The 21,394-nt window shown below is 67.5% G+C and carries 16 protein-coding genes and 1 pseudogene; 8 read left to right on the plus strand and 9 right to left on the minus strand.

Annotated features, from left to right (window positions below; translation table 11 throughout):
- Positions 1–3 precede the first annotated feature (3 nt).
- From KHF85_RS14505 to KHF85_RS14530, 6 genes are all read left to right on the plus strand, one after another.
- Positions 4–1,251, plus strand: coding sequence for an ATP-grasp domain-containing protein (locus tag KHF85_RS14505; protein WP_284567203.1), 1,248 nt, complete (start codon positions 4–6; stop codon positions 1,249–1,251).
- Positions 1,248–3,131, plus strand: coding sequence for an IucA/IucC family protein (locus KHF85_RS14510; RefSeq protein ID WP_284567204.1), 1,884 nt, complete (start codon positions 1,248–1,250; stop codon positions 3,129–3,131). The genes KHF85_RS14505 and KHF85_RS14510 overlap by 4 nt, the downstream gene beginning before the upstream one ends.
- Complete coding sequence (locus KHF85_RS14515; RefSeq protein WP_409976711.1) at positions 3,128–4,309, plus strand: MFS transporter; 1,182 nt, start codon at positions 3,128–3,130, stop codon at positions 4,307–4,309. The genes KHF85_RS14510 and KHF85_RS14515 overlap by 4 nt, the downstream gene beginning before the upstream one ends.
- Entirely contained in the window at positions 4,287–6,062 is a 1,776-nt protein-coding gene (locus KHF85_RS14520) for an IucA/IucC family protein (RefSeq protein WP_284567206.1), read from the plus strand. Before KHF85_RS14515 ends, KHF85_RS14520 begins: the two co-directional genes overlap by 23 nt.
- On the plus strand, positions 6,059–7,255 hold the full coding sequence (locus KHF85_RS14525) for a type III PLP-dependent enzyme (RefSeq protein WP_284567207.1): 1,197 nt from the start codon (positions 6,059–6,061) through the stop codon (positions 7,253–7,255). Before KHF85_RS14520 ends, KHF85_RS14525 begins: the two co-directional genes overlap by 4 nt.
- 170 nt (positions 7,256–7,425) lie before the next feature.
- Positions 7,426–7,737 (plus strand): PsiF family protein, encoded by a 312-nt coding sequence (locus tag KHF85_RS14530; RefSeq protein WP_284567208.1) that lies wholly within the window; start codon positions 7,426–7,428, stop codon positions 7,735–7,737.
- Positions 7,738–7,886: 149 nt separating this feature from the next.
- On the opposite strand, the gene KHF85_RS14535 is transcribed toward KHF85_RS14530, so the two are convergent.
- From KHF85_RS14535 to clpB, 4 genes are all read right to left on the minus strand, one after another.
- On the minus strand, positions 7,887–9,173 hold the full coding sequence (locus tag KHF85_RS14535) for an O-acetylhomoserine aminocarboxypropyltransferase/cysteine synthase family protein (protein WP_284567209.1): 1,287 nt from the start codon (positions 9,171–9,173) through the stop codon (positions 7,887–7,889).
- Between the two features lie 119 nt (positions 9,174–9,292).
- On the minus strand, positions 9,293–9,565 hold the full coding sequence (locus KHF85_RS14540; RefSeq protein WP_284567210.1) for a hypothetical protein: 273 nt from the start codon (positions 9,563–9,565) through the stop codon (positions 9,293–9,295).
- The gene (locus tag KHF85_RS14545) at positions 9,562–9,771 is read right to left on the minus strand and encodes a ribbon-helix-helix protein, CopG family (RefSeq protein ID WP_053840426.1); all 210 of its coding nucleotides are present in this window, start codon (positions 9,769–9,771) and stop codon (positions 9,562–9,564) included. The genes KHF85_RS14540 and KHF85_RS14545 overlap by 4 nt, the downstream gene beginning before the upstream one ends.
- Before the next feature lie 145 nt (positions 9,772–9,916).
- Complete coding sequence (clpB, locus tag KHF85_RS14550; RefSeq protein WP_009580969.1) at positions 9,917–12,502, minus strand: ATP-dependent chaperone ClpB; 2,586 nt, start codon at positions 12,500–12,502, stop codon at positions 9,917–9,919.
- 288 nt (positions 12,503–12,790) lie between these two features.
- Between clpB and KHF85_RS14555 the strand changes: the two genes are divergently transcribed.
- Positions 12,791–13,495, plus strand: a complete 705-nt coding sequence (locus tag KHF85_RS14555; protein ID WP_284567211.1) for a glutathione S-transferase — start codon at positions 12,791–12,793, stop codon at positions 13,493–13,495.
- Positions 13,496–13,796: 301 nt separating this feature from the next.
- Here the strand turns inward: KHF85_RS14555 and KHF85_RS14560 are convergent, their stop codons facing one another.
- The 5 genes and pseudogenes from KHF85_RS14560 to KHF85_RS14580 form a co-directional block, all read right to left on the minus strand.
- On the minus strand, positions 13,797–14,621 hold the full coding sequence (locus tag KHF85_RS14560) for a DUF3014 domain-containing protein (RefSeq protein WP_284567212.1): 825 nt from the start codon (positions 14,619–14,621) through the stop codon (positions 13,797–13,799).
- A 121-nt stretch (positions 14,622–14,742) separates the two neighbouring features.
- A pseudogene (locus tag KHF85_RS20670) lies at positions 14,743–15,946 on the minus strand (lysozyme inhibitor LprI family protein).
- Positions 15,947–15,993: 47 nt separating this feature from the next.
- The gene (locus KHF85_RS14570) at positions 15,994–17,592 is read right to left on the minus strand and encodes a hypothetical protein (RefSeq protein WP_284567213.1); all 1,599 of its coding nucleotides are present in this window, start codon (positions 17,590–17,592) and stop codon (positions 15,994–15,996) included.
- 107 nt (positions 17,593–17,699) lie between these two features.
- On the minus strand, positions 17,700–18,119 hold the full coding sequence (locus tag KHF85_RS14575; RefSeq protein WP_284567214.1) for a GNAT family N-acetyltransferase: 420 nt from the start codon (positions 18,117–18,119) through the stop codon (positions 17,700–17,702).
- A gap of 89 nt (positions 18,120–18,208) precedes the next feature.
- Entirely contained in the window at positions 18,209–18,688 is a 480-nt protein-coding gene (locus tag KHF85_RS14580; RefSeq protein WP_284567215.1) for a DUF3574 domain-containing protein, read from the minus strand.
- Positions 18,689–18,926: 238 nt separating this feature from the next.
- Between KHF85_RS14580 and KHF85_RS14585 the strand changes: the two genes are divergently transcribed.
- The gene (locus KHF85_RS14585) at positions 18,927–21,365 is read left to right on the plus strand and encodes a TonB-dependent receptor plug domain-containing protein (protein WP_284567216.1); all 2,439 of its coding nucleotides are present in this window, start codon (positions 18,927–18,929) and stop codon (positions 21,363–21,365) included.
- Positions 21,366–21,394 lie beyond the last annotated feature (29 nt).

A 21,394-nucleotide genomic window follows, 5' to 3' on the forward strand; every position in this document is an offset into this window, starting at 1 on the left:
CCCATGTCGGCGAAACCACTCGTCATTCTTGCCCACATCCGCCACGCGGCCGTTGTCGAAGGCTTTCTACCCGCTGCGCATCGGCTGAATTTGCCGGTCGTTTTGCTCACCGACCACCGTATCGATCACCTCGAATATTTCGCGCGTGAGCCGGCCTGCGCGCCGCAGAAAATTATCGAGTGCGACGTCTTCAGCCCCCTCAGCGTGATCGACGCGTTGTACGGCGCAGGAATCCGGCCACTGGCGGTGTTGTCCAACAGCGATCACCTACAGACCTCCGCCGCACTGGTGGCGCAGTGTTTCGACTTGCCTGGTAAAGACTGGCGCGTATGCTATGCGGCCAAGAACAAGGCGGCCATGCGCGAACGATTGCGCGAACTGGGATTGCCAACGCCCTGGTTTCATACGCTGGCGGCAGGCCAACCGATGCCGGCAGACGCCGTCTTTCCGCTAGTGGCCAAACCACGGGAAGGCGTCTCGGGACTGGACGTCCAGATGTGTGCTTCGCTGGATGAACTGCATGCCTATACGCAATCATTCTGGAGTCGATTTCCCAATGGTGTTGTGCTGCTGGAGGGATTTCTTGACGGCCCGCTGTTCAGCCTAGAAACGCTGGGTGACGGGCACCAGGCATGCGTTGTCGGCGGCTTCGATACGCGCCTGTCGGACCCGCCGCATTTCGTCGAACTGGAGTCGGTCTGGAACGGCCCGATCTGTCAACGCCACTACCAGCAGGCGCTGGCGCAAGTGCTCGCGCTTGGCGTCAATTTCGGCGTGTGCCATAGCGAATTTGCACTGACCGAACATGGCCCCGTGCTGATCGAGATCAATTACCGGAGCATTGGCGACGGCTGCGAGTTCATGCTTGATCGCCTGCTTGGCGGTCACTGGTTCGACTGGATTTTGCGCCTGCATCTGGGAGAACCGTTGGACCGGACCGCAATAGAGCGCGAACTGGCGACGCCGCGACAGGCGATGTTGCGTTTTTACGTCGCCGATCGCGAAGGGCCGTTGCTTCAGGCCAGTGAATCACTGATCGAGAAAACGCCACACGCCTATGCGGTCTACCGCAGCTTGCGGCAATCCGGCGATGACATTCGATTGAGTCATTCCAACAAGGACTACCTCGGCGTCCTGAGCGTCGTGGCCGACGATCAGAAAAGCCTGCTGGAGACGTTCACGGCCATGGAATCGCACTTGCATTGGCAGATCCAGTCGAGCACTCGCCAGCCGACGGAGCTATACGCATGACTGAATCGGACACGAGGAAATCGAGCGCGAAGCAAACCTGCGCGATCGGATCGGACGTCGGCAACTTCAGCATCTTCCAGGTAGATGGCGATGCAGACAGCGCCTATATTACCCAGCGCATTATCGACTGCTGCCTGCGTGAAGACCTGCATTCCATCGCCAGCCAGGGGTATGCGTCGGCACCGCCATTGCCGCTGGATACCATCTGGCCAGCGCTGGTTGGCCAGCAAGCGGAGCTGTGGTGGCAGGTACTGCACTGGCCCGGCGGGCCGATCTGGTTACCCGTTCGGCGCAGCGACCATATGCAGCCTGTGGCGGCGCTCAGCGATGGCTGGCTGCGTCGAACGGCACAGGGTGTGCAACTCGAATTTGGCGCGCAGGCGTGGCTGGCACTGCTTGCCGAGGGACGGGATGAAAAAACCCGGATCCTGCACGAACAGTATGTCAAGGAAGCCGCCCTGGCGGTAAAGCACCGTGCATTGGCCCGCTCGGCGTTCGCGTTAAATGCCGAGCGTCTGGCGCAAGTGCTTGATCACCCGCAGTGGAGCGAACGCCTGCTGCTGGCCGATCAACTGGCCAGCTATCGCGACCATCCGTTCTATCCGACGGCGCGCGCAAAGACCGGATTCGATGAAGCCGCTCTGCGCGCTTACGCGCCCGAGTACAATCCAGCTTTCGAGTTGCGCTGGCTGGCCGTGCCGCGTGACCAGGCCACGGTATCCACACCCGTGCCGGACTTCTGGCCGCGCCTGCGCGACCTGGGTTTCGACGCCGTGCTGGAAAGCAGCCATGCCGCATTCCCGGTGCATCCGATGACGTGGCCGCGCCTGGACGAGTTCGCCTTGCCCGATGGTACGTTGCGCGCGCAGTCCACCTACCTGCGCGTACGCCCTAGCCTTTCGGTGCGCACGGTGATACCCGTCGACCATCCGACCCAGCACCTGAAGCTGCCGCTGCTGATGTTTACGCTTGGCGCATTGAGCCTGCGCCTTATGCGCCCCTCCTCGCTTTACGACGGCTTCTGGTTTCAACGCGTCCTGAACGCGATCCGTGCCAGTGACCCCGTTTTACACGACCGTTATGTTCACGTGGATGAAGCGCACTTCGGGCACGTCGCCGACAGCCTTCATTTGTCGTATTTGCTGCGCGTCTATCCCTCCATGACCGAGCGAAGCACGCTGATACCCGTCGCCGCACTATGCGCGCCGATGCCGGATGGGCGTGCGTTTTCGCTGCATCTGGCCGACCGTTTTTATGCCGGGGACGTGCTCGCTTGGTGGCGGCAGTATCTTGACCTTCTATGCGACGTGCATTTGCGCCTGTGGCTGGCATATGGCGTCGCGCTGGAAGCCAATCAACAGAACACCGTCATTATTTACCGTGATGACGCGGCGCCGCGCCTGCTGATGAAGGATAACGATGCCGGGCGCGTGTACAGGCAGCGCCTGCACAGCCAGTTGCCTGAGGCACAGGCCTTCGGACCGCTGCACAATCAACGCATCCTTGTGCCGGACGACACCGCGCTGGGGCAGATGTTCTGCACCATCACCCTGCAACTCAACCTGCTCGCGGTGCTGGAGTGCGTCGCCGAAGCGAATCCGGCCCTGCACGCGCCGATGCTCGGCGCATTACGCCAGGGCGTGGTCGCGATCCTGCAAAATTTGCAGGATGAAGGCATTGACACCGGCCCGGCCTGGCACCTGTTTGACGCGCCAAGATTGCCGGTGAAGTATCTGCTCAGTGCCGGCAGCCTGCTCAGCAAGGACGCCACCGGCGCGACCGACATCCAGAAGTTCTACGGCAACAGCGCGCCAAATTTCATGGTGGGCGCGCGTCGGACGCAAAGCGCCGGACGACGACGTCAAGGCGGCGTTCGCTGATGCGCGTCCTGCGCAGCGTCCTGGCCGCTCATTATCTGGCGGCGTTCACCGCCCTGGGCATGCCGCTCTTCATGCCCAGGGTTCTGGCGCAACTGGCGCCGCATTCCCCCGAGTGGCTGGTCGGTGTGCTGTATGTGCTACCCACCATCTGCACGGCGCTCACTGCCGCCACGTGGGGGCGCCTGGCTGATCGGTACGGCCGCAAACTGTCGCTGGTTCGCGCCCTGCTGGGACTGGCATTCGGCTTTGCGCTGGCCGGCCTGGCCCCGAACCTGCCGGTGTTCATCCTCGCGCTGATGATCCAGGGTGGCTGCGGCGGCTCGCTGGCGGCCGCCAATGCCTACCTGTCTACGCAGGTGCAGGGGCCTGCACTCTCTCGCTCGCTGGACTGGACCCAGTTTTCTGCGCGTCTTGCGATGGTCACGGCGCCGGCACTGCTGGGCCTCGCCACCGATCGTGGACTTGCACAAGGCCTGTATACCTATTTGGCCGCGCTCCCCCTACTAGGCTTGCTGCTGGCCATCCAGCTTCCGCCCGATTCAGTCACCGGCACGCACGGTGCGGCCGATGCTCGGTCCGCGGCCAAGCCGGATCAACGCCATGGCGCCCGGCTGTGGGGACTGCTGGGCATCCAATTTCTCTACTACTTTTCCGTGGTCATCACGTTCCCCTACTTTCTGGTCTATTGCCGGACCCTGGGGATTGCCGATGACAGCATGGCCGGACTGATTTATAGCCTGCCGCACCTGGTCTACCTGGTCCTGATGCCCTGGCTGAAACCGGGAAAACTGGTGCTGTCGCACTGGGCACTACTGGGCGGACTGGGTGTACTGACAGGCGCAAGCCTTTGCCAGGCATGGCTCAAGCATGCAGGCCCGCTGCTGCCGGTGCGGGTTTTGTACGGTGTCGGCATGACCCTGACGATCATTGGCTTGAATCGGGCCATCAGCGAGTGCGCCAGACAAGGGGCAACCGGTCGCCTGTTTGGCGTATTCGACGCCTGCGGCAAATGGTCAGGAACGCTTGGCGGCGTTATCGCCGGTGTCCTGATGCAGCGCTATGGACCAGCCATGCCATTTGTTGCGTCAACGCTGGCTGGTATTGGCGCACTGATCGTCGCAGCCTTTGTTTTTCTCATTCACAAAAGGCCAGGATATGTTCCAGCACGGCATACGTGATCAGTGGCATGAGGCACAGGCACAAGCGCAGGCGATTTCCTGCTGGCTGAACTGCTACCTGCGTGAATTCGCGCTCCCACGCGAGCAGGCTGACTTCAATTACCGCGGCCTGGATGCTCCCGCCGCGCTGCTCCACGGCGAGCGGCAACAGCTACTACGCATCCGGTTCGCCGAAGCTGGCTACCTGATCTGCGCGCGCGTCGTCCGCACCAGCATGCTGGGCCGCTGCGAGTATCACTCCGCGCCCTATCTGAAAAGCCCTGGCCATCCCTGGCGTTGCGCCGATGCCAATGCCATCGCCCATTTCCTGCTGGAACGGCTGGCGCCTGAATGTGGTTTCAACGCCGAACTGCTTGCGCAAAGCCAGAACAGCGTCGCGATCACCGCGCAGCTACTGCGTCTTGCCAAGCAGGCCGAAGTTGACGATGCGGGCGCATGCGGTGATGCATTGATCGAGGCGGAGCAAGCCATGCTATGGGGACACGCGCTGCATCCGACGCCGAAGAGCCGCGAAGGCGTGCCGCTGGCGCAGGTGCTGGCCTGTGCGCCGGAAGCGCGCAGCCAGTTCCCGCTGTTCTGGTTCCGCATCGACCCGCGCCTGTACCGCGCCCAGGGCCAGGACGTGCGCGCCACGCTGGCGCAGGCCGGCGGTGCAGCGGACCTGTATCCGTGCCATCCATGGGAAGCCGAACGCGTGCTGGCGCACCCGCTGCTGCGCCAGGCGCAGGCGCGCGGCTGGATCGAGCCGCTGGGCGAACGCGGCCTGGCGCTGCGCCCGACCTCGTCGGTGCGCACGCTGTACCACGCCGAGCTGGATTACTTCCTCAAGCTGTCGGTGCACGTGCGCCTGACCAACTGCGTGCGCAAGAACGCATGGTACGAACTGGAAAGCGCGGTCGCGCTGACCCGCCTGCTGGCGCCGGCCTGGCGCGCACTGGCCAAGCGCGTGCCAGGCTTCCAGGTGTTGCTGGAGCCAGCCGCCACCGACCTGGATTTCTCCGCGCTGGATGGCGATGCGCAGGCCTGCCGCGCGCTCGGCGAAAGCTTCGGCATGCTCTACCGGCAGGCGATCCCGGCAGCGCAACGCATGCGTTTCCAACCGCAGGTGGCCGGCGCGCTGTTCACCCGCAATGCGCGCGGCGATGCCGCCTGCGCCGCACCGCTGCAGGCGTTGGCACGGCGCTACGGCAGCCTGGATGCGGCCACCGCGGCCTGGTTCCATGCCTATGCACGACTGTTGCTGGACGGGGTCTGGAGCGCGTGGTTCGACTACGGCATCGCGCTCGAACCGCATCTGCAGAACACCGTGATCGGCAGTGTGGACGGCCTGCCGGCGCGGGTCTGGATCCGCGACCTGGAAGGCACCAAGCTGCTGCCGGCGCGCTGGCCGGCCGCGCGCCTGCACGGCATGTCGGAGACCGCGCGGCAGTCGCTGTACTACAGCGCCGAACAGGGCTGGAACCGGATCGCCTACTGCGCGCTGGTCAACAACCTGGCCGAGGCGATCTTCCATCTGGCCGATGGCCACGACCGCCGCGAGCGCCAGCTGTGGCGGATCGTCGGCACCATCGCCCAGGCCTGGCAGCAGCGCCACGGTCGGCAACCGGCGCTGCAGGCGCTGCTCGACGGCGCGCCGCTGCCGGCCAAGAACAACCTGCGCCTGCGCCTGCTGCAACGCGCTGACCGGCATGCCGACTACACCCTGCTGCCCAACCCGATCGCGCTGCCGGCGCAGCGGCAGGCCGCGGCATGAGCCTGCGTATCGATCCGGCACCGCTGGCGAGCGCGCTGGCGCAGTTGCGCGAGCGCGGCGACGGGCCGCTGTGCGCCTACGTCTACGACCTGGCCGCATTGCGCCGCCACGCCACCGCGATGCGCACCCAGCTGCCAGCCGATTGCGAGCTGTATTACGCGGCCAAGGCCAATGCCGAGCCGCCGTTGCTGCGCACGCTGGCGCCATCGGTGGACGGTTTCGAGGCGGCGTCCGGCGGCGAACTGCAGTGGCTGCACCAACATCAACCGGGCCGGCCCCTATTGTTCGGCGGCCCCGGCAAGCTCGACGCCGAACTGCAGCTGGCCGTGTCATTGCCCGAGTGCACGCTGCACGTGGAGAGCCTGGGCGAACTGCAGCGGCTGGCGCGCATCGCCGCGCAAGCCGGGCGCCGCGTGCCGCTGTTCCTGCGCATGAACATCGCCGTGCCCGGCCTGTGCGACACGCGCCTGATGATGGGTGGGCGGCCGTCGCCGTTCGGGCTGGACGTACTGGACCTGGAGCCGGCCATGCGCCTGCTGGGCGACGCACCGGCGCTGCAGCTGGCCGGCTTCCACTTCCACCTGATGTCGCATCAGTGCGACGCGCAGGCGCAGCTGCGCCTGGTCGCCAGCTATCTGCAGACCGTGCAGGGCTGGCGCCAGACCTACGCGCTGGGTCCGCTGACGGTAAACGCCGGCGGCGGCTTCGGCGTGAACTACGCCGATGCGGCGGCGTCGTTCGACTGGACCGGGTTCTGCGCCGGCCTGCCGGCGCTGCTGCGCGCGCATGGCAACGACCTGCGCCTGCGCCTGGAGCCGGGCCGCTACGTCAGCGCCAGCTGCGGCTGGTACCTGATGGAGGTGCTCGACATCAAGTGCAGCCATGGTGAGTATTTCGCCATCGGTCGCGGCGGCACGCATCATTTCCGCACTCCGGCCGCGCAAGGCCACGATCATCCGTTCCTGGTGCTGCGCGGCACCCAGCCACCGGTGCTACGCGATACGCGGGTGACCCTGGTCGGCCAGCTGTGCACGCCCAAGGACGTGCTGGCGCGCGCGCAACCGGTCGCGGCCCTGGCACCGGGCGACTGCCTGGCGTTCCCGCTCGCCGGCGCCTATGCCTGGAACATCTCGCACCAGCAGTTCCTGATGCACCCGCCGCCGCAGATGCTGTGCGTGGACGCTGCGGGCTAGCGGCCGTCGCGCAGCACCGGCACGCAGAGATCGGTACGCAATGCGGCTTCGGGATCGTGCAAGTACAGGTCATGCAGCGGCGCATCGCGCAACGCGATGAGCAGAGTGCGTCACGGTTCGGTCAGATCCGCAGGCGCAGGATGCGCGCACCACCCGCCTGGACTACCGCCATGACCCGTTCCCTCTCTCTCGCCGTCTGCCTGCTGCTGAGCCTGAGCGCCGCCCCGCTGCTGGCCGACGCCGCGGCCACGCCACAGACCGCGCAGCAATCGTTGATGGCCAAGTGCTCGGCCCAGAACAAGGGCAAGAAGGGCGACACGTACAAGGCCGCGCAGAAGGCCTGCCTCAGCGGCAGCAGCGCGCCGGTGCCGGCCAATGCGTCGCAGCAGCGAATGAAGGACTGCAATGCGCAGGCCGCCACCCAGAAGCTGCAGGGCGATACGCGCAAGACCTTCATGAGCGGCTGCCTGAAAAAGCAGTGATCGGCCGGCCGCACGCGACGCCGGGCTGACACGGCGCTGCCCTGTGCGGGCAGCGCCCAGCGCCTGTCAGCCGTTGCCGAGCACGCTGCTCGGGACGGCGGCATCGCCCTGCGCCACGGCCTGGGGGAGTGCGTCCAGAAGTGGCGGGCTCAGGCCTGCGCCAGCGCCTGGCGCAGGTCGGCGAGCAGATCGTCGATGTGCTCGATGCCGACCGACAGCCGCACCGTGTCCTCGCTGACTCCGCTGCGCTCCAGTTCCTGCGCCGACAGCTGGCGGTGCGTGGTCGAGGCCGGATGGGTGGCCAGCGACTTGGCATCGCCGATGTTCACCAGCCGGGTGAACAGCTGCAGCGCGTCGAGGAAGCGCGCACCAGCGGCGCGGCCGCCGCGCAGGCCGAAGGTGAGCACGCCCGAGCCCTGCCCGCGCAGGTACTTCTGCGCCAGCGCATGGTCCGAATGCTCGGGCAATCCGGCGTAGTTGACCCATTCCACCTTGGCCTCGGCGTGCAGATGCCGGGCCACCGCCAGCGTGTTCTGGTTGATCCGGTCCATGCGCAGCGGCAACGTCTCGATGCCCTGCAGGATCTGGAACGCGTTGAACGGCGACAGTGCCGCACCGGTGTTGCGCAACGGCACCACCCGCGCGCGGCCGATGTAGGCGGCCTCGCCCAGCGCCTCGGTGTAGACCACGCCGTGGTAGCTGACGTCCGGTTCGTTGAGTCGGCGGAACCGCTGCGCATGCGCCGCCCACGGGAACTTGCCCGCGTCCACGATCGCCCCGCCCAGGCTGGTGCCGTGCCCGCCCAGGTATTTGGTCAGCGAATGCACCACGATGTCGGCGCCGAACTCGATCGGCCGCAGCAGGTACGGCGTGGGCACGGTGTTGTCGACGATCAGCGGCACGCCGTGCGCATGCGCCACCTTGGCCACCGCTTCCAGGTCGGTGACGTTGCCGCGCGGATTGCCGATCGACTCGACGAAGATCGCCTTGGTGCGCGCGTCGATCAACCCGGCGAACGCGTCGGGATCGCGGTAGTCGGCGAAACGGGTTTCGATGCCCGACAGCGGCAGCGTATGCGCGAACAGGTTATAGGTGCCGCCGTACAGCGCGCTGGAGGACACGATGTTGTCGCCGGCCTCGGCGATGGTCTGGATCGCATAGGTCACCGCGGCCTGCCCGGACGCCACCGCCAGCGCACCGATGCCGCCTTCCAGCGCGGCGATGCGCTGTTCCAGCACATCGGTGGTGGGATTCATGATGCGGCTGTAGATGTTGCCCTGCACCTTCAGGTCGAACAGGTCAGCGCCGTGCTGGGTGTCGTCGAAGGCATAGGCCACTGTCTGGTAGATCGGCACCGCCACCGCGCGCGTAGTCGGATCCGTGCGGTAACCGCCGTGCACGGCGATGGTTTCCAGCTTCCAGTTCGGGGCGGACATGAGCGGGTCTCGGCAACAGGAACCGAGACGATAGCGGCGATCGAGGGGGGCGCCTGCTAACGGCTGGTTATAAGCCTATGCCTTGAGGCCAGTGACCTGCGACCCAAGAGCGCGTGACGCTATTTGCGCACCAGATAGCCGACCAGTGCACCGCCTATTGCGGTCAGGAACGACATCGCCCATTTCCTGTCATCGGCCGACACCTTGCCCGTCGTATCGAGCAGCGCCGTCAGGCAGAGCCAGCCGATCACGCCGATGAACAGCGAGGCGAACAGGAACAACAGCAGGTCCTTGGTGAGGCGGACCGCTCGTTCGGCCTCGGTTTCGTTCTTTTCAACATTGACCTTGAAACTGTGCCCGCTCGGCGGGTTGTTCAGGTCAATGTTGCTCATAAACCGATGATCTCGGTTTCGAGCTGGCGGGTGTCCGGATTCACCAGGCCGATCTTGCGCCCCTGTTTGGTGCCGTCACGGGCGGCCAGGTAGAGCTGCAACGCCTTGCGCAGGATCTCGCTCTTGCTCTGCTGGGATTCCTGGGCAGCCTGGTCGATGGCGTTGTTGAGATCGTCGGAAAGGTTCAGATTCAGGCGGACGGACATGGGAGCCTCCCGGGTCGTTGAATGAGGTAAATATACATCAAATATCCTCAAGATATCGCCGCCCCCCATGACCGACCTGGCCGCCGGATCCATCGCCCGGTTCAGGACCCGAGGCGATGGCACCGTCGCCGCGATGCGGGTCGCCTCAGGCCTTCACGAACACCAGTTGCCCACCTTCGGCATCGACCCGGATGGTGTCGCCGCTGAGGAACTGACCGGACAGGATCTGCTGCGCCAGCGGGTTTTCCAGCTGCGACTGGATCGCGCGCTTCAGCGGCCGCGCGCCGTACACCGGATCGAAGCCGACGTTGCCGAGCAGTTCCAGCGCGCGGTCGCTGAGTTCGATCTTCAGTCCGCGCTCGGCCAGGCGCTTGTCCAGGCCGCCCAGCTGGATGCGCGCGATCGACTTGATCTGCGCCTTGTCCAGCGGATGGAACACCACGATGTCGTCCAGCCGGTTGATGAACTCCGGGCGGAAATGCGCCTGCACCACGCCCATCACCGCCGCCTTCATCTGCGTATAGGCCTCGGCCGAGCCGTCGCCGCTCAGTTCCTGGATCTGGTGCGAGCCCAGGTTCGAGGTCATCACGATGACGGTGTTGCGGAAGTCCACGGTGCGGCCCTGGCCGTCGGTGAGGCGGCCATCGTCGAGCACCTGCAGCAGGATGTTGAACACGTCGCTGTGCGCCTTCTCCACCTCGTCGAGCAGGATCAGCGAATACGGCCGGCGCCGCACCGCCTCGGTCAGATAGCCGCCTTCTTCGTAGCCGACGTAGCCCGGAGGCGCGCCGATCAGCCGCGCCACCGAATGCTTCTCCATGAACTCGCTCATGTCGATGCGGATCATCGCCTCGCTGCTGTCGAACAGGAATTCGGCCAGCGCCTTGCACAGTTCGGTCTTGCCGACGCCGGTCGGGCCCAGGAACAGGAACGAGCCGCTGGGCCGGTTCGGATCGGACAGGCCGGCGCGCGAACGCCGCACCGCATCGGACACCACTTTGATGGCCTCTTGCTGGCCGACCACGCGCCGATGCAGTTCGTCTTCCATGCGCAGCAGCTTGTCGCGCTCGCCCTCGAGCATGCGGTTGACCGGAATGCCGGTCCAGCGCGACACCACCTCGGCGATCTCCTCGGCGGTGACGCGGTCCTGCACCAGCTTGAAATCGTGATGCTCGGCATCGCCGGCCGCGGCCAGCTGCTTCTCCAGGTTCGGTAGCAGGCCGTACTGGATCTCGCTCATCTTGGCGTAGTCCTGGCGGCGCTGCGCCGCTTCCAGTTCGACCCGCGCCTGTTCGATCTGCTCCTTGATCCTGGTCGCGCCCTGCAAGGTGGCCTTCTCCGAACGCCACACTTCGTCGAGGTCGGAGAACTCGCGCTGGAGCTTGTCGATGTCGCTTTCCAGATCGGCCAGGCGCTGCCGCGAGGCCTCGTCCTTTTCCTTCTTCAGCATCTCGCGCTGGATCTTCAGCTGGATCAGGCGCCGCTCCAGGCGGTCCAGTTCTTCCGGCTTGGAGTCGATCTCCATGCGGATGCGGCTGGCCGCCTCGTCCATCAGGTCGATCGCCTTGTCCGGCAGCTGGCGGTCGGCAATGTAACGGTTGGACAGCGTGGCCGCGGCGACGATCGCCGGGTCGGTGATCTCCACGCCGTGGTGCACCGCGTAGCGTTCCTTGAGCCCGCGCAGGATGGCGATGGTGTCTTCCACCGTCGGCTCGCCGACGAACACCTTCTGGAAACGCCGCTCCAGCGCCGCGTCCTTTTCGATGTACTTGCGGTACTCGTCCAGCGTGGTGGCGCCGATGCAATGCAGCTCGCCGCGCGCCAGCGCCGGCTTGAGCATGTTGCCCGCATCCATCGCGCCGTCGGCCTTGCCGGCGCCGACCATGGTGTGCAGTTCGTCGATGAACAGGATGACCTGGCCTTCGGTCTTGGACAGGTCGTTGAGCACGCCCTTGAGCCGCTCCTCGAACTCGCCACGGAACTTGGCGCCGGCGATCAGCGCGCCCATGTCCAGCGACAGCACGCGGCGGCCACGCAGGCCTTCCGGCACTTCGCCGTTGACGATGCGCTGGGCCAGGCCTTCGACGATGGCGGTCTTGCCGACGCCGGGTTCGCCGATCAGCACCGGGTTGTTCTTGGTGCGCCGCTGCAACACCTGGATGGTGCGGCGGATTTCCTCGTCGCGGCCGATCACCGGATCCAGCTTGCCGCTCTCGGCGCGCGCGGTGAGGTCGATGGTGTATTTCTCCAGCGCCTGGCGCTGGTCTTCGGCGCTTTCCGACTGTACCGTCTCGCCGCCGCGCAGCTTGTCGATGGCCGCTTGGAGCTTGTTCTTGTCGGCGCCGGCGGCGCGCAGCGCCAGGCCCAGCGCGCCGGCATCGTCGGCCGCGGCCAGCACGAACCACTCGCTGGCGATGAATTGGTCGTTGTGCTGCTGCGCCAGCTTGTCGGTCTGGTTGAGCAAGCGGCTCAGGTCGTTGCCGATCGACAGATTGCCGGGCTGGCCGCTGACCTTGGGCAGCTTGTCCAGCGCCTCGCCCAGCCGCTCGCGCAGCACCGGCACATTGACACCGGCCTGCGCCAGCAGCGGACGGGTGCTGCCGCCGGACTGGTCGAGCAGCGCGGTGAATACGTGCACCGGCTCGACGATGGTGTGGTCGCGGCCCACGGCCAGCGACTGGGCGTCGGCCAGCGCCTGCTGGAAACGCGACGTGAGCTTGTCCATCCGCATCGGGAAGTTCCTCTGAAAGGGGGGCCGGCCGCGCCGGCATGCTAGTCAGATGCGGTTGTTGCGGCATGTTTCAAGGCCGCGGGGCTGCCTGTATACGTCCGCGCCGTCTGGCGAGGGGGCTCCACACCAGACGCTGCAACGCCGCGATGCGCGCGCCCTGCCGGGCCGCTGTCCGGCACAGCGCCTGCGCCAGCGCACGGTTCCTGCGCCGGTCGCAGCACGGTCACACGCCGCTACCGCTACAGCCCCTACCCTCGCGCTTCCGAACCTTCCCGCACAGGAGCCGCAATGCACTACGACCTCTACTACTGGACCGGCATCCAGGGCCGCGGCGAGTTCGTGCGACTGGCGCTGGAGGATGCCGGCGCGGCCTACCGCGACGTCGCCCGCGAGGAAGGCGACGCGGCATTGCAGCCCTTTCTCGACGGCGAGCAGCCGGGCATGCGGCCGTTCGCGCCGCCGTTCCTGAAGGCCGGACGGCTGGTGATCGCGCAGGTCGCCAACATCCTGCACTACCTGGGCCCCTCGCTGGGGCTGGTGCCGGACAGCGAGTCGCGGCGCATGCAGGCGCTGCAATTGCAGCTGACCATCGCCGACCTGGTGACCGAGATCCACGACAGCCACCATCCCATCGGCAGCGCGCTGTACTACGAAGACCAGAAGACGGAAGCGCGGCGCCGCGCCGAGGACCTGCGCACGCAGCGGCTGCCGAAGTTCCTGGGCTATTTCGAGCAGGTCATGAGCCAGGGCGGCGGGCGCCATGCATTGCGCGAGCATTCCTACGTGGACCTGTCGCTGTTCCAGCTGATGAGCGGACTGGACTACGCGTTCCCCAGCGCGATGAAGAAGCTCTCGCCGAAGCTGCCGCAACTGCGCGCCCTGCAGCAGCGGGTCTCCGAACGCCCGGCCATTGCGGCGTACCTGGCCTCGGCGCGGCGCCTGCCGTTCAACGGCAATGGGATTTTCCGCCGCTATCCGGAGCTGGATGGGTGAGGCGTGATGGGTGCAGGCCTTCGACACCGACACTTGGTCGAAGCATGCGATCCGTGTCTTCGTTCGTCGCGGCTGAAGCCGCTGCAACAAGAACTGCCAACGCGCTGGCCGTGTGCACTGTAGGAGGGGCTTCAGCCCCGACCGTTTCCGCAGCCGGCCGGCTCATGGGCTTCGTTCGTCGCGGCTGAAGCCGCTCCTACATGGGGCCTGGGGTGCCCGCTGGTGCGCGGATGTCAACGGCGTCGTCGCTGCGGTCCATTGTTGCCATGGGCAAGGCGTGTGCCTGTCGAGCCAACAGCGCTCATGTCCGGACCAACGCCGCACGGATCGCCTGCAGTTGCTTGCGCACCGCTACGGCCTGCAGCGGCCCCAGGCGCAGCAGCGCCTTCTGCCCGACCGACAGCGACTCCAGCGCCGGATCGACGAAGCGGTACTTGCCGGTGCGCGCATCGGCGATCAGCGCCGGCGGCGTTGCCGGCAGCGGCGTCTGCAGCAGATGGTCGATCACCTGCACCAGGCGGTCGTTGAAATAGCCCTTGGGATAGCCCAGCTCCACATACGCCTGCTGGAACAAGGGATAGAAACGCCGGTACGCGGCCACCATGGCGCCGGCATCGGCCTGGGTGAAGGCCTGCACGCACGCGGCGTAGCGTTGCGCGTTGGCCTCGGCAATGCTGCTGGCGCCAGCGGCATCGGTGCTGATCTGCAATTGCCCAGGCACCGGCTTCATCGCCAGGGTCCGCGCGGCGACGCGGCGACGCGGCAAGTTGTCGATCATCGTCACCGCACGCTGGATCAGATGGTCGCGGATCAGTAGCGCCAGCGGTGCCTCGCTGCCGGCCAGCGTCGCCAGTTCGGCCCACGCCGCCGCATCGCTGTCGGCCAGCGCCGGAATCGCCGCATCGGCCGCGGCGGCGGGATCGATCGGATGCTGGATCGGCGGCGGCGCTGCGGCCGCAGGCGCGAGCGGCGCCACGGGCGGCGCGGTTGCCGGCGCCACCGCGGCAGGCGCAGGCGTGGCGCCATGCAGCAGCGCGCTCAGGTTGTCGCGGAACAGCCACGCCGCGGCAGCGGCCACCAGCACAGCGACCAGGATCCAGGGCCAGGGCGAATGACGTGGCTGCATGGTGTCCGGTTCTCCGTTGAACAGTGGCAGGTGTGACCACGGCTGCCGCCACCGGTTCCAACGCGGGACGGCCAGCGTTCAGTCTCGGCGCGCCGCGCCGCCGCGCGCTGGGCGAGCGACGCTAGCCGGCGGCTCCTTCGCCGAATGCGATGCGCGCACCGACCCAGTCGGCGACGATGGCTGCGGCGACCTGCTCGGCCTGCGCCGCCGGCATCGCCTTGTTGTGTTCGATCAGCCAGTGCGCCGTCGCCGCGCGCGCCAGCGGCAAGGCGTTCAACGCTGCCTTGCGATCCGCTTCAGGCCACAGCGCCGCATCGTGCCAGGCAGCGATCGCCGCTGCCGGATCGCGCCTGGGTTCTGCGTCTTGCGGCCGCTGCAGAAACAGCAATGGCGACTGCGTGGCCTGCAACGAAAGCACGCGCCATCCTGCGAAATCCGCATAGCGCATCGTGCCGGCATCATCGGAGGCCTTGTCGATCAGACTGGCAAACGCCTTGTACAGCTGCTTCCACGCCGACTGGTCGAACAGGCCCGGCTGCGGCGCGCAGATCGGCGCGTCGAGATCGCGGCTGGACCCGTACAACGGCCCCATCGCGTCGTAAGCCGCCTTGCCCTGCTGCGCGAACACGAAACAATGCACGTAGGGGCGCGGGTTCGGCTGCGTGGTGCCGGCTACGGTGTAGCCGCTGCGCTCGATCCACAGCCGCAACAGGGTCAGGTCGCGCGCTTGCACTGCTTTCTGGTCGGCCGGCGCGTCCGTGTCGAGCATCTCGCCGGCCACGCGGTCCTGCCGGCGCAGCGCGGCGCTGGCAGCGGCGAAGCGGTCGCGCGCCTCGACCGCACCGACCCCGGCCGCCGGCACGAAGCGCTGCAGGTAGATCCAGCCACGCCGAGGCCAGGCCGCCGTCGTAGTCGCGCAGTTGCGCCGCGGCCGCGGCCGGCGCAGCGGGAATGCTGGCGACGATGCGATCGAAGCGTGCCGCCTGCGGCGCGTACTGGGCGTCCAGCGCGCGCACCCGCGTCTGGATCTGTGGCTTCAGGCAGTCGCCCGGATCGGGCTGGGCCAGGCAGCGCCCGCGCTGCGCCAGCCAGGCCTGCTGCGCACTGCGCACGCCCTGCCGCTGCGCGCTCGGCACCACCTCCAGCAGCGCCGTGTAGCGCCGCGCCAGCCATTCGTCCGCAGCGTCCAGCCGCGTGTCCGTGCACAACAGCCGCTCGACCGGACTGGTGGCCTTGGCGCAGTCGAACGACACCGCCGCGGCGGTAGGCATCCACGCCAGCGCCAGTGCGAGCACGCACGCGCGCAACCCATTTTCCTTGTCCATTGCATCCTCCGCTCGCGCGCCGGCGCGATGACGGCGCCGATTGTCGCTCAGTCCACCAGCACCGCGCGCGGCTTCTGCAGCGACAGCAGACCGAGCAGCGCGGCCAGCACCACGTAGCCGCCGGCGAACTGCCAGGCGATCAGCTTGGGCAGGCCGCTCAGCGTCCATGGCCAATAGATGCCGCCACGCGGATCCACCGAGTGGATCAGGCCGAACAGGGTCAGCCCGGCGGCGACCAGCAGGAACACCGCGGCGCGGCGCAGGCGCCCATCGACCATCGCCGCCACCGCCGCGGTCCACAGCATCGCGGTGATGATGAAGCCGTTGCCCAGGGTGAAGATCACCGCCAGTTCCGGCAGCCCGTGGCCGTCCAGGGTGGTGGTCAGCGCGGCCAGCTTGTCCGGCGGGATCCAGCCCGGCGCCTTGATCGCCAGCAGGTAGGCCACCGACGGCAGGAAGCCCAGCACCATCGCCCCGGCATGGCGCTTGGGCGTGGCCTGGAACGCCTGGGTGGTGATGTCGATGGCCACGTACACGATGATCGGCGCCAGCACCGCCAGCGGCAGCCATTGCACCAGCCCGGCGACCAGGCCGAGCATGCCGCCCACGCCGATGAACACGCCGGTCAGCAGCGTATAGCCGCTGCGCGCGCCCATGTGCTTGTACGCCGGCTGGCCGATGTAGGGCGTGGTCTGGGCGACGCCGCCGCAGACGCCGGCGACCAGGGTCGAACAGGCCTCGACCAGCAGGATGTCGCGAGTGCGGTAGTCGTCGCCGGCGGCACGCGCGCTTTCGCTGACGTTGATGCCGCCGACCACCATCAGCAGGCCGAACGGCAGCAGCAGCGGCAGCAGCGGCACGGTATCGGCCAGGCCGGCGACGAAGCCCAGGCTCGGCCACGGCAACACCAGTTGCGGCGCCACCCACTGCGGCGCCTGGTAGCCGGGAATGCCGAAACCGGCCGCATTCGACCAGTAGTACAGCGCGGTGCCCAGCACCAGCGCCAGCGGCACGCCCGGCAGGCCGTACGGCAGCCGGCCCTTGGCGATCAGCACGTACAGCAGCAACCCCAGCACCACCAGCCCGACCAGCGGCGCGCGCAGCATTTCCAGCAGCGGCAGGAAGCCCATCAGCACCAGCGCGATGCCGGCGATCGAGCCGAGCAGCGCCGCGCGCGGCAGCGCGCGGGTCACCGCATCGCCGAAGAACGACAGCACGGTCTTCAACAGGCCCATCACCACCAGCGCAGCCATGCCCAGATGCCAGGTGGCGAGCGCCGCGGCCTGCGGGTCCAGGCCCTGCTGCTTGTAGCGCACGAACGCCGGGCCGAGCACCAGCAGGGCCATGCCGATGCTGGTCGGCGCGTCCAGGCCCAGCGGCATCGCGGTGACGTCGCTGCGCCCGCTGCGCGCGGCCAGCCGGCGCGCCATCCAGGTGTACAGCAGGTTGCCGATCAGCACGCCGAACGCGGTGCCGGGAATCATCCGCGTATAGATCACCTCGGCCGGGAACTGGAACAGGCCGACCAGGGCCAGGGTGATGAAGCCGAGGATCGACAGGTTGTCGACCACCAGGCCGAAGAAACCGTTGAGGTCGCCGGCGACGAACCAGCGCGGGCGCGACGAAACAGGAGCGGTGCTGGGCATGCGGGCGATGACTAGGCGAGGGATCGAGGGATGGTAATGGAAGCGGCGCGTGCGGATTGGCGCGCGAACAGGGATGCAGCATCCCGGCCTGCGCCTGTGCGGCGCGGCTACAGGTCCAGATGCAGGAACTGGTTGAACGCGCTCTGCACGTAATCGGCGAACGCCGGTCCATTGCGGAAGCCGCGTCGCCGGTACAGGGTCAGCGCCGCCTCGAACGCCGCGCCGCTGCCGGTCTCCAGGCTCAGCCGGCGCAGGCCGGCGGCGCGCGCGGCGGCCACGATGTGTTCCAGCAGCGTCGCGGCCGCGCCCTGGCGCAGGAACTCCGGATGGGTGCGCATCGACTTCAGTTCGCCGCCGCCATCGTCGAGCACGCGCAACGCACCGACCGCGGCCAACGCCTCGCCGCGCCAGGCGCTCCACACGGTCACGTCGGCGCGCTGCAGCGCGGACAGGTCCAACGCATAGACACTGCCCGGCGGCGACTGCGCCTGCATCTGCTGCAGGTGGTAGGCGAGCAATGCACGCACCGCTTCACCGGACAGATCGTCCCGCCGGATCGCGAAAGGCGCCGCCCCCGCTGTTCCGGGTCCCGAGTCCCCGGTCCCGAGTCCCGGCCTCAGAACGACACCTCCACCGGCGACCGCGCCCACAGCACCGACTGGTGCCCGGTCGCCTGCTTCCACGCCAGCCGGATCGCCTCGATGTCGGCGCGGCGCTGCGGCGTGTCCTCGTGCAGGATCACCAGCACCTTGGTGTTGAGCCGGTTCGGCTCCTTGGCGCCGCGGAACAGCCACTGCCCGTAGGCATCGAACACGGTCAGGCCGTCGGGGAAGCGCGGGGTGACCTGCTTGTCGAGGAACGCACGCCATTGCGCCTCGCTGATCGGCTTGGCCTGCGGGCGATCGGCCGGACCGCTCTCCTCGCCGACGCCGAAGTACAGCTCGCTGCGCACCCAGCCGCTGGCCTGTGCCGGCCGCGCGGCATCGCCCTGCAGCGCGGCACCGACCTTGGCCGGCGCGGTGGAAGCGGACGGCGCCACGCTGGCGCAGGCGGTCAAAGCCAGGAACACGGCAAGCAGGGGGGCACGCAGCAGCATCGGCAGGTCTCGGAAGCGGAACGGAAGGACGCGATGGTAGGCGACCGCGGCGGCGCGCGCCCGACAACCGCCGGGCATCAGCGCATGCCGAACGCGGCGGAACGAACGGCTCGCCGCCGCGTTAACGGTAAGATAATATATCGCTCCATCCGGATGGATGTACCCGAATTTTATTCCGCCTGCGCGGCATGGACTACCGCCGCAGCGGTCTTTGCGTCACCGCACAAGAGAGCCCCCCATGCCGTATCCGTTCGCCCGCCCGCTGAGTCTTGCCATCGCCCTGGCCCTGTCGGCCCCCGCCCTGGCCCAGCAGGCCGATCCCGGCACCGCGACCAACCTGGACACGGTCATCGTCACCGGTACCCGCGCCAGCGGCCGTACCGTGCTCAAGTCCACCGCACCGGTGGACGTGCTCAGCGCCGAGGACATCCGCAAGGCCGGCGTGGTCAACGGCGAGCTGGGCAGCGCGCTGCAGGCGCTGCTGCCGTCGTTCAACTTCCCGCGCCAATCCAACTCCGGCGGCGCCGACCACATCCGCGCCGCGCAGCTGCGCGGACTCTCGCCCGACCAGGTACTGGTGCTGGTGAACGGCAAGCGCCGCCACACCTCGGCGCTGGTCAACACCGACAGCAAGATCGGCAAGGGCACCACCCCGGTGGACTTCAACTCAATCCCGGTCAGCGCGATCAAGCGCATCGAAGTGCTGCGCGACGGCGCCGGCGCGCAGTACGGCTCGGACGCGGTGGCCGGGGTGATCAACGTGATCCTCGACGACGATCCGGACAGCGGCGCGCTGGAAACCAGCTTCGGCGCCAACCACACCGACGTGAAGCCGATCGACCGCACCGTCACCGACGGCCAGACCAGCTACGCCAGCGCCAAGGTCGGCACCCGCCTGGGCGACGACGGCGGCTTCTTCAAGGTCGGCCTGGAACTGAAGAACCGCGAGGGCACCAACCGCGCCGGCTACGACCAGATCCCGCCGTTCGAGGAACAGACGCCGGCCAACCTGGCCCTGGCCGGCAAGCGCAACTATGTGCTCGGCGACGGCGCCAGCAAGGACCTCAACGCCTGGATCAACGGCAAGCTGCCGTTCGGCCAGAGCAGCGAGTTCTACTTTTTCGGCACCTACAACCAGCGCGACACGCAGGGCGCCAACTACTTCCGCTACCCCGACAGCGACGCCAACTGGACCCAGGTCTACCCGAACGGCTACCGCCCGGTGTCGCTGGGCGAGAACCGCGACCTGCAGGGCGTGGCCGGCGCGCGCGGGCAATGGGGCGAGTGGGCCTACGACGCCAGTGTCGACTACGGCCGCAACGACTTCACCTACCGGCTGAAGAATTCGCTCAACGCCTCGCTCGGCCCGGGCAGCCCGACCCGCTTCAAGACCGGCGACTACGCCTTCGAGCAGAGCGTGGCCAATCTCGACCTGAGCCGCAGCTTCGACGCCGCCGGCGCCACCCACAGCGTCGGCAGCGGCGTGGAATTGCGCCGCGAGCACTACCGCACCCGTCCCGGCGACCCGGCCAGCTACGCCGCCGGTGCCTTCACCGATCGCCCCACCGGCGCCCAGGCCGGCGGCGGGCTCACCCCGCAGGATGCGGCCGACCTGTCGCGCAACGTCGCCAGCGTCTACGCCAGCCTGTCCAGCCAGTTCGGCGACAAGTTCTCCACCGACCTGGCCGCGCGCTACGAGCACTACCAGGATTTCGGCGGCGAACTGACCGGCAAGCTGGCCGCGCGCTACGCGTTCGTGCCGGCGTTCGCGCTGCGTGGCGCGATCTCCAACAACTTCCATGCGCCGTCGCTGAGCCAGATCGGCTACGAAGCCACCTCCAGCGGCTACGACGCGGCCGGCCAGTTGCTGCAGGGCCGGCTGCTGTCGGTCAACAATCCGATCGCGCAGGCGCTGGGCGCGCGCGCGCTGCAGCCGGAGAAATCGGTCAACTACAGCTTCGGCTTCACCAGCCGCATCGGCTCCCACTTCGACCTGTCGCTGGACCTGTTCCAGATCGACATCGACGACCGCATCGCATTGTCCGAAGACATCAACGGCGACGCGCTGACCGCGTTCGTGGCGCAGAACTTCGGCGTCAGCGGCCTGCAGAGCGCCAGCTTCTTCGTCAACGCCGCCGACACCCGCACCCGCGGCGCGGAGCTGGTCAGCAACTGGCGGCAGGCGCTGGGCGATGGCCAGTTACAGCTCACCGGCACCTGGAGCTACGCCAAGACCGAACTGAAGAACCTGGTCGCCACGCCGCCGCAGCTGCTGGCGCTGAATCGGGACTACGTGCTGTTCGGCGTGGAGGAGAGCAACACCCTGACCGACGCCGCACCGCGTAGCCGCGCCCAGTTCGCGGTGAACTGGAGCAACGACCGCTGGGCGCTGCAGACCCGCCTCAGCCGCTACGGCAGCGCCACCCGCGTGTTCGACTTCGGCGGCGGCTTCGTGCCGCGGCAGACCTACGGCGCCGAGTGGCAGCTCGACGCCGAGGTCGAGTACCACATCAGCGCGCAGTGGAGCGTGGCGCTGGGCGGGCAGAACCTCACCGACAACTACTCCGACCGCTCCAACACCGACATTTCCTACTTCGGCAACCTGCCCTACGACGTGCTGTCGCCGATCGGCAGCAACGGCGCATATTACTATGGGCGGGTGCGGTACACCTTCTGATCGGCGCGACCGCACGGCGACATGCGGGG

Origin of the sequence: Xanthomonas graminis pv. graminis (genome assembly GCF_030168915.1) — a bacterium.
GTDB lineage: Bacteria > Pseudomonadota > Gammaproteobacteria > Xanthomonadales > Xanthomonadaceae > Xanthomonas_A > Xanthomonas_A translucens.